Origin of the sequence: Caballeronia sp. NK8, from assembly GCF_018408855.1 — a bacterium.
Taxonomy (GTDB): Bacteria; Pseudomonadota; Gammaproteobacteria; order Burkholderiales; family Burkholderiaceae; genus Caballeronia.
In genome coordinates this window covers 584,755-600,080 of sequence record NZ_AP024325.1, presented here as the reverse complement: position 1 = coordinate 600,080, position 15,326 = coordinate 584,755, and the positions used below count along the sequence as shown (strand labels likewise).

At 63.4% G+C, this 15,326-nt stretch carries 16 protein-coding genes; 6 read left to right on the top strand and 10 right to left on the bottom strand.

The annotated features are described in order from the left end of the window. Positions 1-7 precede the first annotated feature (7 nt). Complete coding sequence (locus tag NK8_RS28155; RefSeq protein WP_213233040.1) at positions 8-838, top strand: siderophore-interacting protein; 831 nt, start codon at positions 8-10, stop codon at positions 836-838. Positions 839-918: 80 nt separating this feature from the next. After that, a complete protein-coding gene (locus tag NK8_RS28150; protein ID WP_213233039.1) occupies positions 919-2,676 on the top strand; it encodes an IlvD/Edd family dehydratase in 1,758 nt (585 codons plus the stop codon). A 4-nt stretch (positions 2,677-2,680) separates the two neighbouring features. On the opposite strand, the gene NK8_RS28145 is transcribed toward NK8_RS28150, so the two are convergent. From NK8_RS28145 to NK8_RS28105, 9 genes are all read right to left on the bottom strand, one after another. Further along, complete coding sequence (locus tag NK8_RS28145) at positions 2,681-3,550, bottom strand: oxaloacetate decarboxylase (protein WP_162069844.1); 870 nt, start codon at positions 3,548-3,550, stop codon at positions 2,681-2,683. Between the two features lie 16 nt (positions 3,551-3,566). Then, positions 3,567-4,184, bottom strand: coding sequence for a 3-isopropylmalate dehydratase small subunit (leuD, locus tag NK8_RS28140; protein ID WP_213233038.1), 618 nt, complete (start codon positions 4,182-4,184; stop codon positions 3,567-3,569). Beyond that, the gene (leuC, locus tag NK8_RS28135) at positions 4,181-5,587 is read right to left on the bottom strand and encodes a 3-isopropylmalate dehydratase large subunit (protein ID WP_213233037.1); all 1,407 of its coding nucleotides are present in this window, start codon (positions 5,585-5,587) and stop codon (positions 4,181-4,183) included. Before leuC ends, leuD begins: the two co-directional genes overlap by 4 nt. Before the next feature lie 2 nt (positions 5,588-5,589). Beyond that, positions 5,590-6,366, bottom strand: coding sequence for an ABC transporter permease (locus NK8_RS28130; RefSeq protein ID WP_213233036.1), 777 nt, complete (start codon positions 6,364-6,366; stop codon positions 5,590-5,592). Continuing rightward, a complete protein-coding gene (locus NK8_RS28125) occupies positions 6,363-7,121 on the bottom strand; it encodes an ABC transporter permease (protein ID WP_213233035.1) in 759 nt (252 codons plus the stop codon). Before NK8_RS28125 ends, NK8_RS28130 begins: the two co-directional genes overlap by 4 nt. Beyond that, the gene (locus NK8_RS28120) at positions 7,118-7,978 is read right to left on the bottom strand and encodes an ABC transporter ATP-binding protein (RefSeq protein ID WP_213233034.1); all 861 of its coding nucleotides are present in this window, start codon (positions 7,976-7,978) and stop codon (positions 7,118-7,120) included. Before NK8_RS28120 ends, NK8_RS28125 begins: the two co-directional genes overlap by 4 nt. A gap of 7 nt (positions 7,979-7,985) precedes the next feature. Next, positions 7,986-8,936: an ABC transporter substrate-binding protein gene (locus NK8_RS28115; RefSeq protein ID WP_213233033.1), complete on the bottom strand. Its 951-nt coding sequence runs from the start codon at positions 8,934-8,936 to the stop codon at positions 7,986-7,988. A 283-nt stretch (positions 8,937-9,219) separates the two neighbouring features. Further along, positions 9,220-9,897: a GntR family transcriptional regulator gene (locus NK8_RS28110; protein ID WP_225936496.1), complete on the bottom strand. Its 678-nt coding sequence runs from the start codon at positions 9,895-9,897 to the stop codon at positions 9,220-9,222. A 49-nt stretch (positions 9,898-9,946) separates the two neighbouring features. Next, complete coding sequence (locus NK8_RS28105) at positions 9,947-10,822, bottom strand: LysR family transcriptional regulator (RefSeq protein ID WP_162069851.1); 876 nt, start codon at positions 10,820-10,822, stop codon at positions 9,947-9,949. Positions 10,823-10,972: 150 nt separating this feature from the next. Here NK8_RS28105 and NK8_RS28100 point away from each other — a divergent pair, with 150 nt between their 5' ends. Beyond that, entirely contained in the window at positions 10,973-11,755 is a 783-nt protein-coding gene (locus NK8_RS28100; protein ID WP_213233032.1) for a glutaredoxin domain-containing protein, read from the top strand. 208 nt (positions 11,756-11,963) lie between these two features. Then, a complete protein-coding gene (locus tag NK8_RS28095) occupies positions 11,964-12,659 on the top strand; it encodes a GntR family transcriptional regulator (RefSeq protein ID WP_225936495.1) in 696 nt (231 codons plus the stop codon). On the opposite strand, the gene NK8_RS28090 is transcribed toward NK8_RS28095, so the two are convergent. Beyond that, positions 12,611-13,132 carry a universal stress protein gene (locus tag NK8_RS28090; RefSeq protein WP_213233031.1) on the bottom strand — a complete coding sequence of 174 codons (522 nt, stop codon included), beginning with the start codon at positions 13,130-13,132 and terminating at the stop codon, positions 12,611-12,613. The two genes, NK8_RS28095 and NK8_RS28090, sit on opposite strands and share 49 nt — an antisense overlap. 162 nt (positions 13,133-13,294) lie before the next feature. On the opposite strand from NK8_RS28090, the gene NK8_RS28085 reads away from it, so the two are divergent. Together NK8_RS28085 and NK8_RS28080 are read left to right on the top strand one after the other, a co-directional pair. After that, positions 13,295-14,563 carry a LysR family transcriptional regulator gene (locus NK8_RS28085; protein ID WP_213233030.1) on the top strand — a complete coding sequence of 423 codons (1,269 nt, stop codon included), beginning with the start codon at positions 13,295-13,297 and terminating at the stop codon, positions 14,561-14,563. Between the two features lie 89 nt (positions 14,564-14,652). Then, the gene (locus tag NK8_RS28080) at positions 14,653-15,318 is read left to right on the top strand and encodes an O-methyltransferase (protein ID WP_213233029.1); all 666 of its coding nucleotides are present in this window, start codon (positions 14,653-14,655) and stop codon (positions 15,316-15,318) included. Positions 15,319-15,326 lie beyond the last annotated feature (8 nt).

Sequence of the window (15,326 nt, the reverse complement as noted above, 5' to 3'; positions counted from 1 at the left end):
ACACACGATGACCGAATCCATTCTGCAAGACCGGCCCGATCTCGAAGTCACGCGCGTGCGTCACGCGCTCAGGTTCCGCCTGCTGCAAGTCACGCGCGTGCAGGCGCTCAATCCACATCTCGTGCGCGTGAGCTTCACGGGCGACGATCTCGCGGACTTCGTCAGCGCCTCGTTCGACGATCACGTGAAGCTGTTTTTCCCACAGCCCGGCGAGTCGATGCCGGCGCTGCCGCAAGCAGGCTCCAATGGTCCCGAGTTCGATCCTTCGAAGCCGCGTCCGATCGCGCGCGATTTCACGCCGCGCCGGTTTGACACGGCCAGGCGCGAACTCGATATCGAATTCGCGCTGCATGAAGCCGGCCCCGCGACAGCATGGGCCACGCAAGCCGCGCCGGGCCAGTATCTCGGCATCGGCGGGCCGCGTGGTTCCTTCGTGATACCGACGCAATTCGACTGGCATCTGATGATCGGCGACGAAACCGCGCTGCCCGCCATCGCGCGTCGTCTCGAAGAGTTGCCCGAAGGCACGCGCGTCGCGACGCTGATCGAAGTGGCCGATCCATCCGCACGCATCGAATTCGACACGCGCGCCGATCTCTACGCGCAATGGCGCTATCGCAATGAGAGCGAGCATCCGGGCGGCGAGCTTCTGCTCGCGCTGCGCGAAACCTTTTTGCCCGATGGCGAAGGCTACGTGTGGGCCGCGGGCGAAGCCACGCTCATGCGCGCCGTGCGCAAGCTGCTCTGCGAGGAACGCGGCATCGACAAGCGCCGCATTCGCGCATCGGCGTACTGGAAGCGCGGCGAGCAAGGCGTGCACGAAACGATCGACAATTGATCGGACGTCGGGCGACGCAGGCATCATGGAAAGCCGCGATAATCGAGGGCATTCAACGCTCATCGAACGGCAGTGCGACCATGACCGACACATTCAAGAAAAAGCCCGGCGACGAACCCGCGCAACCGGGCGGCCTGCGCAAATCGCTGACGAGCTACGGAGACAGCGGCTTTTCGCTGTTCCTGCGCAAGGCGTTCATCAAAGGCGCGGGTTATACCGACAGCGCGCTCGATCGCCCGGTTATCGGCATCGTCAATACGGGCAGCGCGTATAACCCGTGTCACGGCAATGCGCCGCAACTCATCGAAGCAGTAAAACGTGGCGTGATGCTCGCGGGCGGCTTGCCGATGGACTTTCCGACGATATCCATCGCCGAATCGTTCTCGCAACCGACGAGCATGTATCTGCGCAATCTCATGTCGATCGACACGGAAGAGATGATCCGCGCGCAACCGATGGATGCAGTCGTGTTGATCGGCGGATGCGACAAGACCGTGCCCGCGCAACTGATGGGCGCGGCATCGGCGGGCATTCCCGCGATTCAGCTCATCACCGGTTCGATGCTCACGGGCGCGCATCGCGGCGAACGCGTGGGCGCATGCACCGATTGCCGGCGCTATTGGGGGCGTTTTCGCGCGCAGGAGATCGACGAAGCGGAGATCGCGGCGGTGAACGATCGGCTCGTCGCGAGCGTGGGCACCTGCTCCGTGATGGGCACGGCAAGCACGATGGCATGCATTGCGGAAGCGCTCGGCATGACCGTGCCGGGTGGCGCATCGCCGCCGGCGGTGACGTCGGACCGCATGCGGATTGCGGAACTGACCGGCACGCAGGCCGTGCAGATGGCGCACGATAACCTCACCATCGACAGGATCCTCACCGCCGAAGCATTCGAAAACGCGATGCGCGTACTGCTCGCAATCGGCGGCTCGACGAACGGCATCGTGCATCTCACCGCGATCGCCGGGCGCATGGGCTACGACGTCGATCTGAAGGCGCTCGATCGCATGGGACGCGAGACGCCCGTGCTCGTCGATCTGAAGCCGTCAGGCTCGCATTACATGGAGGACTTCCACAAGGCCGGCGGCATGGCGACGCTGCTGCGCGAACTGAAGCCGCTTCTGAACCTCGATGCGCTGACCGTCACGGGCCGCACGCTCGGCGAAGAGATCGAAGCCGCGGGTCCGGCATTCGAGCAGGACGTCGTGCGTGCGTTCGACCAGCCGATCTATCCGCAAGGCGGCATCGCAGTGCTCGAAGGCAATCTCGCCCCAGGTGGCGCAATCATCAAGCAATCGGCGGCGAATGCGAAGCTGATGGAACACGAAGGCCGCGCGGTCGTGTTCGAGAACGGCGCGGATCTCGCAGCACGCATCGACGCCGACGATCTCGACGTCACGCCCGACGATATTCTCGTGCTGAAGAACATCGGCCCGAAGGGTGCACCCGGCATGCCCGAAGCGGGCTATATCCCGATTCCGCGCAAGCTCGCGATCGCGGGCGTGAAGGATATCGTACGCATTTCCGACGGACGCATGAGCGGCACCGCGTTCGGCACGATCGTCCTGCACGTGACGCCGGAATCGGCGGTGGGCGGGCCGCTCGCGCACGTTCGAAGCGGCGACCGTATCCGTCTGAGCGTGTCGAAGCGCGAGATCAGTCTGCTCATCAGCGATGAAGAACTCGCCGCGCGCGCGCACGCTTCGCCCGTCACGCCGCCGAGCGCGGAGCGCGGTTATCGCAAGCTGTTTTACGACACCGTGACGCAGGCGGACAAGGGCGTTGATTTCGATTTTCTGCGCGCGACGGAGAAGCGCGGCGTGACGCCGCGCAAGTGAATGGCTATTTCGCGAAACGCTTTTCGACATCGACCGCCTTGTCGAGTCCGACGAAGCGGTTATATTCATCGAACGGCGTCAGACGATCGGCGATGGCATCCGTCGAGCCTTCGCGCATGAACACGGCGAGCATGTCCTTTACCGCCTTGTGCATCGCGAGCATCGGCTCGATGGGACTCAAGGTGTAATCGAAGCCGATTTCATAGGCGTCTTTCATCGACACATACGGACTCTTGCCCGTGCGCGCCTGATTGAAAAGAATCGGCTTGCCGAGCGGCTTGAGGCGCCGCGTCAGCTCGCGCATGTGTTCGAGGCTTTCGGGCGCATCGGCATAGAGCCCGTCCGCGCCCGCCTGCGCATACGCTTCGAGCCGCGCGATGGCATCGTCGATACCCGTCACCGCGATCGCATCGGTGCGCGCCACGATGAAGAAATCCGGATCGCGGCGCGCGTCGATCATCGCGCGTAGTTTCAGCACCATCTCTTCCTTCGATACGAGTTGCTTGCCCGCATAGTGGCCGCATTTTTTAGGCAGCGCCTGATCTTCCAGATGCAGCACGGACGCGCCCGCCTCTTCCCAGAGACGCATCGTGCGCTGGACGTCGAGGATGCCGCCATAGCCCGTATCGGCATCCGCGAAGATCGGCACCGATGTCACGCGGCAGATGCGCCGGATGTGCTCGAACATTTCCGTCTGCGACAGCACGCCGACATCGGGCTGCCCCGCGACGACACCCGACGCGACGAAGCCCGACACATAGATGGACTTCGCACCGGCCTGCTCCGCGAGCATCGCGGTAATGGCGTCGTGCGCGCCCATGCAGACGAAGGGGCCTTCCTTGAACAACTCGCGAAAGCGTGCGGAACGGGTCAAGATGAGTCTCCGGAAGTCAGGCAAGGTAAGCCCAGCCGCGCGCCTTGCGGTCGTCGGCGCGAAAACGATTGATCTGCTCTGCGAAGCGTCGTGTCTGGTCGATTTCGTCGAGTCCCTCCAGCAACGCCTCGCGTTGCGCTTCGTCGAATTCGAAGCGAATCGCGTCCAGTCCGGGCGCGCGTATCTCGAGCGCGCGCAGATCGACATCGACATGTGCGCCACCGCGTGATGCAGCGGCGATGCGCTCGATCGCGATTGCATCGAGTTGCACCGGAAGCAAGCCGTTCTGCAGGCAGTTGTTGTAGAAGATATCGCCGAACGATGGCGCGATTACGCAGCGAATGCCCGCTTCCTCGAGCGCCCATACCGCCATCTCGCGCGAACTGCCGCAGCCGAAATTCTTGCCGCCGAGGATCGTGCATGCGTCGACGAACGCAGGCTGATTCAGCACGAAGTCTTCGCGCGGGCCGCTTGCCGGTCCATCGCCGCGATAGCGCAAGGTCTCAAGCAGATAAGGCCCGAGCTGGCCGCGCTTCAGTTGCGAAATGCGTTCGATACGAATGATGAGGTCCGTATCGACGTTGTCGCGCAAGAGCGGCGCGGCCGGGCCCGTGATCGTCGTGACAGCTTTCATCGCGATGCTCCTGCCTGCGGCGCGGCGATGTGCCCCGCAAGCGCGCTGGCGGCGGCAACGGCGGGACTCGCGAGATGCGTGCGCGCGCCCGGCCCTTGTCTGCCGATGAAATTGCGATTCGACGTCGACACGCAACGCTCGCCTCGCCCGACGATATCGCCATTCGCGCCGACGCACATCGAGCACCCCGGCTCGCGCCATTCGAAACCTGCCGCGCGGAAGATATCGTCGAGCCCTTCATCATGGGCCTGGCGCGCGATCGTGAGCGAACCCGGCACGACCCAGGCCTTCACATGACGCGCGACATGCTGACCTTCGACGACGCGCGCCGCCGCGCGCAAGTCCTCGATGCGGCTATTCGTGCACGAGCCGATGAACACGCGGTCCACCGCAAGCTCATCGAGATGCTGTCCCGCGCGCACGCCCATGTAATCGATCGCGTTCTGCGCCGCCTGGCGACGCGATTCGTCGGTGAGCGTCGCCGGATCGGGAACCGCGTCGTCCAGTGCGATCACATGTTCGGGGCTCGTGCCCCACGTCACCTGCACGCGAATCGCCGAGGCATCGATGGTCACCTCGCGGTCAAAGTGCACGCCTTCATCTGTTGCGAGCGCTTTCCAGTCTGCGAGTGCGGCATCGAACTGCGTGCCTTGCGGCGCGTATGGCTTATCGCGCAAATAGGCGAACGTCGTTGCGTCGGGCGCGACGAGCCCGAACTTCGCGCCCAGCTCGATGCTCAGGTTGCACAACGTGAGACGCGCTTCCATCGACAAGGCTTCGATCGCTTCGCCCGCATATTCGACGGCATGCCCCGTTCCGCCCGCCGCGCCGATCTGGCCGATCACGTACAGAATCATGTCCTTGGCGCTCACGCCTTCGCGCACGCGCCCATCGAAGCGCACGCGCATCGTCTTCGGCCGCTTCTGGCGAATGGTTTGCGTTGCGAGCACATGCACCACTTCCGTCGAACCGATGCCGAATGCGAGCGCGCCCATCGCGCCGTGCGTGCAGGTGTGACTGTCCGCGCAGACGATCGACGTGCCCGGCAGCGAGAGCCCGAGCTCCGGTCCGATCACATGCACGATGCCTTGCTGTCCATCGTTGCCGATATCGAAGATGGGAATTGCGTGATGCGCCATCTGATCGCGCATCGCAACGACCATGTCGGTGGCCCAGTCGGCATCGCCTGCGTGGCGGCCCGGCTTCGTCGAGATGACGTGATCGAGCGTCGCGAAGGTGAGCGCGGGGCTGTCCACGCTCAGGTTGCGCCGCTCCAGCACGCGCACGGCTTCCACGCCCGTCAGTTCGTGCATCAGATGGCGATCCACTTGCAGCAGATCGATGCCGCCTGCGAGATGCGCGATCGCGTGGCTGTCCCACAGCTTGTCGAAGAGCGTTTTCATGATCAGTCGCTATGCGTGAGATGACGTTGCCAGGCAAGGAACAGCATATTGACTAGCGTGGCGAACACGAAGAGCATCAGCGCGAGCGCCATAATCGTGCTGGTTTCGTTGCGGTTCATCGCGATCATCAGCATTCTTCCGATGCCGCTCTGCGATGCGAACATTTCGCCGATCAGCGTGCCGAGCAGCGTCAGCGAGAAGCCGATACGCAGGCCCGACACCACTTCCGGCACGCATGCCGGAAAAAGCACATGGCGCGCGAAATCGCCTGGACTCATGCGATACGTCTTCGCCGCGCGCGCGTAGATCGGCGGCATGTTGCGCACCGCATTCATCGTGAAGAGCGTGATCGGCACGATGCCGTGCATCACGCCGAAGACGATCTTGGCCCACAGCCCGAGACCGCATGCAAGCAGCACGACCGGATAGAGCGTGACCTTCGGGATCGAATAGAAGCCCATCATCAGCGGCTCCATGACGTCGCCGGCCATGCGGCGCGCGCCGAGCAGCAGGCCGAGGCAGACGCCCGCGATCGCCGATATCGCGAACGCCGAGGCGAACGCGAGCGAGGTCACGTACAGGCTCGCAGGAAAATCAGCATCACTGACGATATGCATCGCGCGCTGCACGGTATGCGCGGGCGTGGTCAGCACATCCGGGCCGAGCGCTTCGCTCAGAATCTGCCACAGCGCGACGAGCACGACGACCAGCACGAGCGCATCGGTCCAGCGCTGCGCGTGTCGCGTTCTCGTGCCGTGCGTGATGACGACGGTACTCATGCCGCCTCCCTTCTGATGCGCCGGTACAGGCGCTTTTCAGCCTGGCGCAGCAAGCCGTTGATCGTCGTGACGAAGACCAGCATCAGGAGCATGAGGCCGTACATCGTCGGATTGTCGAATGCGTTGTAGGCGAATGCGATCTGATAGCCGAAGCCGGAGCCCGACAATACGAACTCGCCCGCGACGACCGCGATGAACGCGTACACCACCGTCAGCTTGATTCCGGTGAACACGAACGGCAGGCTCGAAGGAAACGTGATCAGACGAATTTCATCGAGCGTGCTCAGGCGGCATACGCGCGCGGTGCGCAAGAGCACACGCGGCACGCGCTCCAGCCCGTTGAGCGTGTTCACCGCCATCGCCACGACGGCGAACAGAAAGCCGATGCCGACGAGCGGCCAGCGATTCAGCCCGAAGATCACGATGAGAATCGGATACAGCACGAACACCGGCACCGCGTAATACGAGAGCAGCAAGGGATCGAGGACCCGGCGCAGACGCGGCAAACGGAAGAGCAGCACGCCGCCGAAGAAGCCGACGACCACGGCCAGCGCCACGGCCGCCAGCGCGCTGCCGAGCGTCTGCACGATATCGATGGTGTATTGCCCTGACGTGATGATGTCCCACGCACTGACCGCCATGCGCGAAGGCGGAATGAACGAGACGGGATTGATCCACGCGAGACGCGTCGCGATCTCCAGCAGCGCGATGAACGTGACGACGAGCCCGATACGCCAGCGCGCGGCCACGTTCACGGCTTGCTCCCGAGCGCTTTCAATGCTTCGTCGCGCAACAGGCCCCACACTTGCGCGGTGAGTTCGCCGAAGCGCGGATCGAGTGCGATCTTGCTGTCGCGCAGGCGCGTCCAGCCTGTTTCGATGGTCGCGATGAAGCGGCCCGGACACGCCGACATCACGCCGATGCGATCCGACAGCAGCACCGCTTCATCGATCGAATGCGTGATGAGCATGACGGTCGCGCCCGTATCGCGCCACAGCTTCAGCATTTCGTCGCCCATCAAGAGACGCGTTTGCTGATCGAGCGCGCCGAACGGTTCGTCGAGCAGCATCAGGCGCGGACGCACGCACATCGCGCGCGCGATGCAGACGCGCTGGCGCATGCCGCCCGACAACTGCGCCGGATACGCGCGCGCGAACGATTTCAGGCCCATGAACGACAACGCATGATCGACACGCTCGCGCACTTCGTTCTCCGCCACGCCCGCGCGGCGCGCGGCAAACGCTGCGTTGTCGAATACGTTGAGCCATGGAAAGCTCGCGTCTTCCTGAAACACGACCGCGACGCCGTCGGGCACTTCACGCGCCACGGGCTTGTCTTCGAACTCGACCGTGCCGCCGCTCGCGGCATTCAGGCCGGCGAGCACATCGAGCAAGGTCGATTTGCCGCAACCCGATGGCCCGACGACCGAAAAGAACTCGCCCGCGCGCAATTCGAGGCTCACGGGACCGAGCGCGTGAAACGGCGGCTTGCCCGCAGCGCCGGGATAGATGCGCGTGACATCGGTGAGACGCGCCTGAACGCGCCCGGCGTCCTGTGAAGCGGGATCGCGCGATACGACCGATATCTTCGTGCGACGTGACAACACGCTCATCGCAGCCTCACTTCTTCGTTTGCAGATCGGCGGGAAGCAGCGATTCGTCGACGATCTTCGACCAGTCGAACGGGCCTTCGGGAATCGCCTTCACGAGAATCAGGCCCTTGAGCACTTCGTCCATACTCTTGCGGTCGAAGCTGCCTTCGCTCCAGTACTTCGGGTCGGAGTCCAGCACGTTGTTGAGCGCGGAGGCCGCTACCGCCGGGTCCATCTTGTACTGCTTCGCGAGAATCTGCCCGGCCTCGTCGCGATGCGCGGTCATGTACTGCACGGCCTTGCGTCGGGCCTTGATGATCCCTTTGATTACCTCGGGATGCGCCTTCAGATAATCGGTTCGCACGATGCCGACCGTTTGCGTTTCATTGGGCACGATATCCGTCGATCGAAACGCGATGCGCAACTGATCCTTCTTCGCGCTATATGACGGTTCCGTCATATAGGCCACATCGGCCGCGCCTTGCTGCAGCGAAGTCAGCATGCCGCTCGAACTGCCGACGGGCTTGCGCTGCACTTGCCCCGTCAGTCCAGCACGATCGAGCGCGATGGTGACGACCGTATCGGTCGTCGACTTCGGGCTGCTATAGCCGATGGTCTTGCCTTTCATCTGCTGGATGTTGGTGATCGTGCCGTTCTTCTGCTCGACCCAGACGAGATCGGCGAGGCTCTGGACGCCGCCATGCACGATGGTCAGATCGACGCCCTGCTTCACCGCCGAGATCGCCGCGGGCAGCGCGACTTCGCCATAGGGAATCTCGGACGCCATCGCATTGCGCACGGTGGTGCCGCCGCCTTCGGATGTGATGAAGCCGGTCACGTCGACGCCTTCTTCCTTGAAGAAGCCCTTTTCCATCGCGACCGCGAACGGCACGCCGTACATGCCGTCGCCCCAGTGCGTGACGGTGAGCGGCGCGGCGCGCGCGCCGATACTGCACGTCAGCGCAGCCGCGAGAGACATGAGACAGGCACCGCGCGCGAATCGCGCGATCTTTCCAGGCGCAAACATGTAGGCGTCTCCATCCATGATCGGCGGTCTCGCAACGTGCTCGGGGCCATGCGGCCGCACTGTGGTTTTCGGACCTGCTCTGGAGGTAGCAATCTGCATGAGCGCTGCGCATGCGTGGCAGCGCTCGCACGGCTGTATCGCTTAACCGTGCAAGTTAATGTATGCATTAAATTCGCAAAAGTCCAGATTCACGAAGGGCGTAGATACCCTCGTCGAAACTGGCGCGACTATTGAATCAGGCTTGCTGAATGCCGTATTGCTGCAGCACGCTGGTCTGGTCGCGCCAGCCGCGTTCGCGGTGAGCGCGGTATAGCTCGCTCGCCTTCGCTGCATCGCCGCAACGCATCGCATCGATGATGTCGTAGTGTTCCTGTATCGACTTCGATGGCTGTGGGTGCGCCTTGACCATCTGCGTGAAGCGCCGCACGCGATGCACCTGGTCGCGGCAGTTCATGACGATGCCATGAAGCCGCGCATTGCCGCTCAACGCGACGAGCGTCTCGTGAAAGACCTCGTCCGCTTCTGCCCATGCGAGCATGTCGCCGCGTTCGAGCGCGGCGGTCATCGCATTGCATGCGTCGACGAGCGGCGCGAGATCCGCGCTCTTTCGTGCCGCGACAAGCGCCGCCGCCGTCGATTCGAGGCTGATCAGCACTTGATAGATGTGTTTGATATCGGAGATCGACGTGGGCACGATACGGATGCCGTGACGCGGCACGATCTGCACGAGCCCCTCGCCTTGCAGACGCAGCGCGGCTTCGCGGATCGGCGTGCGGCTGAAGCCGAGCATCAGCCCGAGTTCCTGTTCGAGCAGATACGAACCCGGCGTCAATTCGCTTTCGATGATCCGGCGACGCAGCTCGCGATACGCGAGCTCGGTCGTGTTGCGTCTCGCTGGCGATATGGCGGCCATGCTTGAAGTCTCCAAAGAAGACCGGCTGTGCGCCGATGGTAGCACCACATCAAACGTTCGCAAGATGCGCGACGAGCTTCCTGCACGCCTCCGGCAACGCATCGAGCGAGCGCACGCCGATGAGCAGTTCGCGCGCGGCCCAGGCATCGCTCAATGCGACGATGGCGAGCGCGTGTTGTCTCGCCACCGCCTCGGGCATCACGCCGAGGCCCAATCCCGCTTCGATCATCAAACATTGCGCGTCGTAACTCGACACCTGAATGCGTACGCGCACCGGGCGTCCGAGTTCATTCGCAACGCGCGTGAGGCGCTGACTGATCGCGGTATCGGCGGGCAAGGCGACGAACTCTTCATCGAGCGAATCGGCGAAAGCAATCGAGCGCGCTTGCGCCAAAGCATGTCCGGGCGGCGTCACGAGCACGAGGTTGTCCGTGCGATACGGCATGGCGTGGATCGCATAACCGTGCGGGACTGACGTGAAGACGCCGATATCCGCCGCATTGTCCGCAACCGCGCGCACGACCTGCGCGCTCGGTTTTTCATCGAGCTGGATGCGGACGTTCGGATGGCGCGCCGCGAACGACTGGATATCGCGCGGCAGAAACTGCACGATCGACGATATGTTCGCGGCAATGCGCACGATGCCGCTCGTGCCGCTCGCGAAGTCGCGCATCTGCACGGCGATATCGTCGAATTGATGCAATGCACGATGCGCGAGCGCCGCGAGCCGCTCTCCCGCTTCGGTCGGCTCGACGCCCTTGTTCGTGCGCCGCAACAGCGGCACGCCGAACATCGCTTCCACTTCGCTGATGCGCCTGCTGACGGCCGCCGCCGCGATGTGTTCGCGCTGCGCGGCCGCGGCGATAGTGCCCGCATCGATGACGGCGAGGAAGAGTCTCAGCGAAAGCGGATCGATCGGCGGCATGGGCTGATTTGCTCGGAGGACACGTCGGCAGTGTACTTAAAGAACGCTTGCCATCGTCTGTGGCGATGCCGGCATGACGAAGCATTGCTTTGCCGTGTCGGTCGCGTGATCGAAAATGCCCTGAATCAGGCACGATTCGAAGGAACCATCATGCAGGAAGCAATCAATTCGACCGCAAGCGGCACGCGAATCCGCGTGTTCTGGCAACCGGGCTGTTCGTCGTGCCTGCGCACGAAAGAATTTCTCACGCGCCAGGGCATAGCGTTCGAATCCATCGACGTGCACAACGATCCCGAAGGTCGCGCGGCGCTCGCGGCGCTCGGCGCACGCAGCGTGCCCGTGGTCGCGCTCGGGACGAAGTACACGCTATGCCAGTCGATCAACGACGTGATCCGCTTTCTCGATCTCAAGACCACGCCGACGCCGCCTCTGCCGCCTGAGGAACTCGTCAGGAAACTCGCGCAGGTTCTCGAAGCGAATGCGCGCTATGCGCGGCAATTCGGCGCCGAGTATTTCCGCAAGCCCTTTCGGAACCGCAACCGGACGCCGGCCGGCTTGACGTTCCATGTGTTTCGCGTCGCTGAAATGGGCGTGCAGGCCGCGCATCAGATCGAATTGCGCTTCGAAGGTTTCGACGACGTGCCGCCGCAGGAATGGCAGGCGCAAGACATCGCGCGGTGGGGCGAAAGCGTACGCGCACAGCTGCTCGACTGGTGGGAACACGAGTCCGACCGCTCGCTCGCGTATGACGTGCCGACCTACTATGGCCGACGCTCGATGCACGAAGTGCTCGAACGCACCGCATGGCACAGCGCCCAACACACGCGGCAAGTGATGCTGATGCTGGAAAGCGACGGCGTGACGGTCGATCGTCCATTGACGGCGGGCGACCTCGAAGGTTTGCCGCTGCCGGAAGAAGTCTGGGATAAGTGATCTTCACGCTCGCGATCGCACGGTACGCGCGCAGGTCCGTTCACGCCGCCCCTTCACGGGGCGGCTTTTTTATCGGCCGCTAACGTATACGTTGAGCGATACGGCAATTTTCTTTTCATATAATGATGGCATTCCGTCTGCCGGCCGACGATCCATAGCCCGGCGGACATTTCGTCCGTGCATCGACGGCAATGTTTTCGGAATGCCCATGGCTCCAGCCCGAACCGCCGAAGCGATCAGCAAAGCGCGCGAAAAATCGACCGACACGGTCTATCAGGCGCTGCGAGAGAGGATTCTCAGCAACGACCTTCGGCCCGGCACACAGATGCTCGAACAGGAACTCGTGGAAATGTTCGGCGTGAGCCGCACGCCTGTGCGCGAGGCGCTCATTCGTCTGCAGAACGAGCATCTCGTGCAGATCATTCCGCGGCACGGCATGCGCGTGCGCAACGTTTCGATGGCCGATATCGAAGAAGTCTTTCAGGTGCAAACGAGCCTCGAAGCGACGGCTGCCGCGGCCATCGCCGCGCGAAAACCTGGCGCGCGCGAACTCAAAGCGCTGGAAAAAGCGTGCACCGAAATGGATCGCGCCTTCGCGAAGCAGGATCGCGACGCGTGGTCCGCCGCGCGTGAAGCCTTCTATATGCGCCTCATCGAACTGAGCGGTAACCCGCGTCTCACGCAGATCGTCGGTGAATGCTCGGATCAGGTGCGACGCGTGCGCGAGCTGACGCTGCGACTCATCGATCTCGACGAATCGCACGCGCAGGCCTTGCGCGCAATCGTCGAGGCGTTGCGGCAAGGCGATGCGTCATCGGCGCAAACGCTTTGCCGCGACGATCGTGCGCGCAATCTTCAGACGCAAATCGAAGCGTTGCGACGCTTCAGAGTGCTCGACGTCTGATCGCGCGTGCCGATGACGTTCGCTTGTTCCGATTCGCACGCGCTCGCGATCAGCACTTCCCGGTCCGTGTGACGGCACACGACATTGCGTACATGATTCACGCCGAGGCTATGGAAGCCGCGCTTGTTCGCGCCGAGCACGACGAGATCCGCATCGAGGCGATCGGCTTCATCGGCGATCACGCGCCCGATGCTGCGGCCATCTACTGGCAGCGTGCGCGTGATCCACTCGGCTTCGATGCCGGCGCGCCGAAGCCGCTTCTCGCTGCTGCGGCGAATCACGAGCGCAAGCTGATTGACGAGCGACTGCGTGTCGCACAGGCTGTCCCACTGCCAACCGGCCCACCACGGCGCGGAATCGATCACGTGCAATACGGTGAGGCGCGCCTGGCTTTCGCGCGCGCGGGCAATGGCGCTCGACAAGGCGGCTTCGCTGAAGCTCGGTCCCACGGCGACAAGAATATGCTGGTACATGGCACTACCCTCCGATCATTTGGACGGCGCCTTTCGCGGGCGCCCGTTGTTCTGCATTTCGTCATGATCGGCGCGCACAATTAGCGGAAAGTGAGGGTGCGCTGCGGGAAGCGTTACGATGCGATAAATCAAACTGATGGCTTCGAAAACGCTCGTTCCCATATGGACAATCGCGAATTGCTCAACCTCGCGTATCTGCGCGCCTTTCGTCTCGTCGCGCAAACCGGCAGCGCCACGCGCGCCGCCGCTGCGCTATTCCGCGCGCAATCGGCAGTCACGCGCTCGCTGCAGGAACTCGAAGCCGCCGTCGGCGAAACCCTGCTGGAGCGCCGCCCGTCAGGCATGCTGCCGACGCCCGCGGGTCGCGTCGTGCTGCTGCGATGCGAACGCATCTTCGGAGAGCTGGAGGAACTGGCGCAATGGTGCGCGACGCGGCAATCGCGCCGCCGCACCGCGACGGGGGGCACGCTCCCCGCCTTTCTTCTGAACACGCGGCGGCTGCAATTGTTCTCCGCACTCGCGCGCCATCGCCATATGCCGAGCGCGGCGCAAACGCTCGGGTTGAGCCAGCCGGCCGTGAGCAGCGCGATCCGCATCATGGAAACGGGCGCGGGCATGCAACTGTTCTACCGCAGCCCGCGCGGACTGCTGCTCACAAGCGAAGGCGAAACCTTCGTGCTGCACGTGCGCCGCGCGCTCAACGAACTGCGCCACATCCCCGACGATCTCGCGGCCTTGCGCGGCACGATTCAAGGTTATGTCACGGTCGGCGCGCTGCCGCTCGGCAGAACGCTGATCCTGCCGGGCGCGATCGCACGCGTGGCCGCGCAGTATCCGGGCGTTCGCATCGTGACCGACGAGAGTTCTTACGAAACGCTGGTCGCCGGCCTGCGATCAGGCGACATCGACTTCGTGCTCGGCGCGCTGCGTCAGAACGATGCGTCGAGTGGACTCGTCAACGAGCGGCTCATGTCGGAGGACATCGTCGTGATCGCGCGGCGTGGACATCCGCTTGCGGGCGTGAACGGACTCACGCTCAAGGATCTGATTGCCGCGCAATGGATTCTGCCGCGTAGTCAGGCGCCCGCGCGTGGCATGTTCGAGGCGCAATTCAAGCGCTGGAAATTGAAGCCGCCGATGCCGAGCGTCGAAACCGCGGACCTCGCAGTCATTCGCGGCCTGTTGATGCACACGGACATGCTCGCCGCCGTGTCCGCGCAACAACTGCACTACGAATGCGAATCGGGCCAGCTCGTCGTGATGGACATTCCGTTGCAGAACACGCGACGCGAGATCGGGCTCACGATGCGCGCGGGCGGCACGCCATCGCCGGCGGCGCGCGTGTTGATCGATGCAATACGATTGACCGTCGATCAGCTCGGGCATGAAATGCGGCGCGAAGCGGCTGCCATCGCCAAAGCCGCCATCTGAATTGTTTATCGCGGCCGCGCATTTGTGTTCGTTCACACGAGTGCTGTATGGTAGTCGGCGCGATTCCCGGCAACGTCTAAGGAGATGCGATGAACGAGCAGCAATGGACCGCGATGGACGAGTACCTGTGCGACCGAACGCAAACACCCGACGAAGCGCTCGAATCGGCCTTGAAAGTCAGCACGCAAGCGGGACTTCCGGCGATCAACGTCGCGCCGAATCAGGGCAAGCTGCTGCAGATGCTCGCGCGTATGAGCGGCGCGCGGCGGATTCTCGAACTCGGCACGCTCGGCGGCTATAGCACCATCTGGCTGGCGCGGGCCCTGCCCGCCGACGGCACCTTGCTCACGCTCGAAGCCCTCGAGCATCATGCGGACGTCGCGCGCGGGAATATCGAACGTGCGGGTCTGTCAGGCGTGGTGTCGGTGATCGTCGGCGATGCGATCGATACGCTCGAAGCGTTCGTGCGCGACGGCATTCCGCCTTTCGATTTCATCTTTCTCGATGCCGACAAACAAAGCTATCCAGCGTATCTGCGTCTCGTGCTGCGTCTGAGCCGGCCAGGCACGGTGATCGTCGCGGACAATGTCATTCGCCAGGGCCGCGTCGCGGATGCGAAGAGCAGCGACCCGGACGTAATCGGTGTGCGCCGCTTCTTCGACATGCTGGCGGCGGATGCCAATGTGTCCTCCACCGCGATACAAACGGTCGGCACCAAGGGATGGGACGGATTCTCGGTTTCGATCGTGTCCTGATCGCGTCG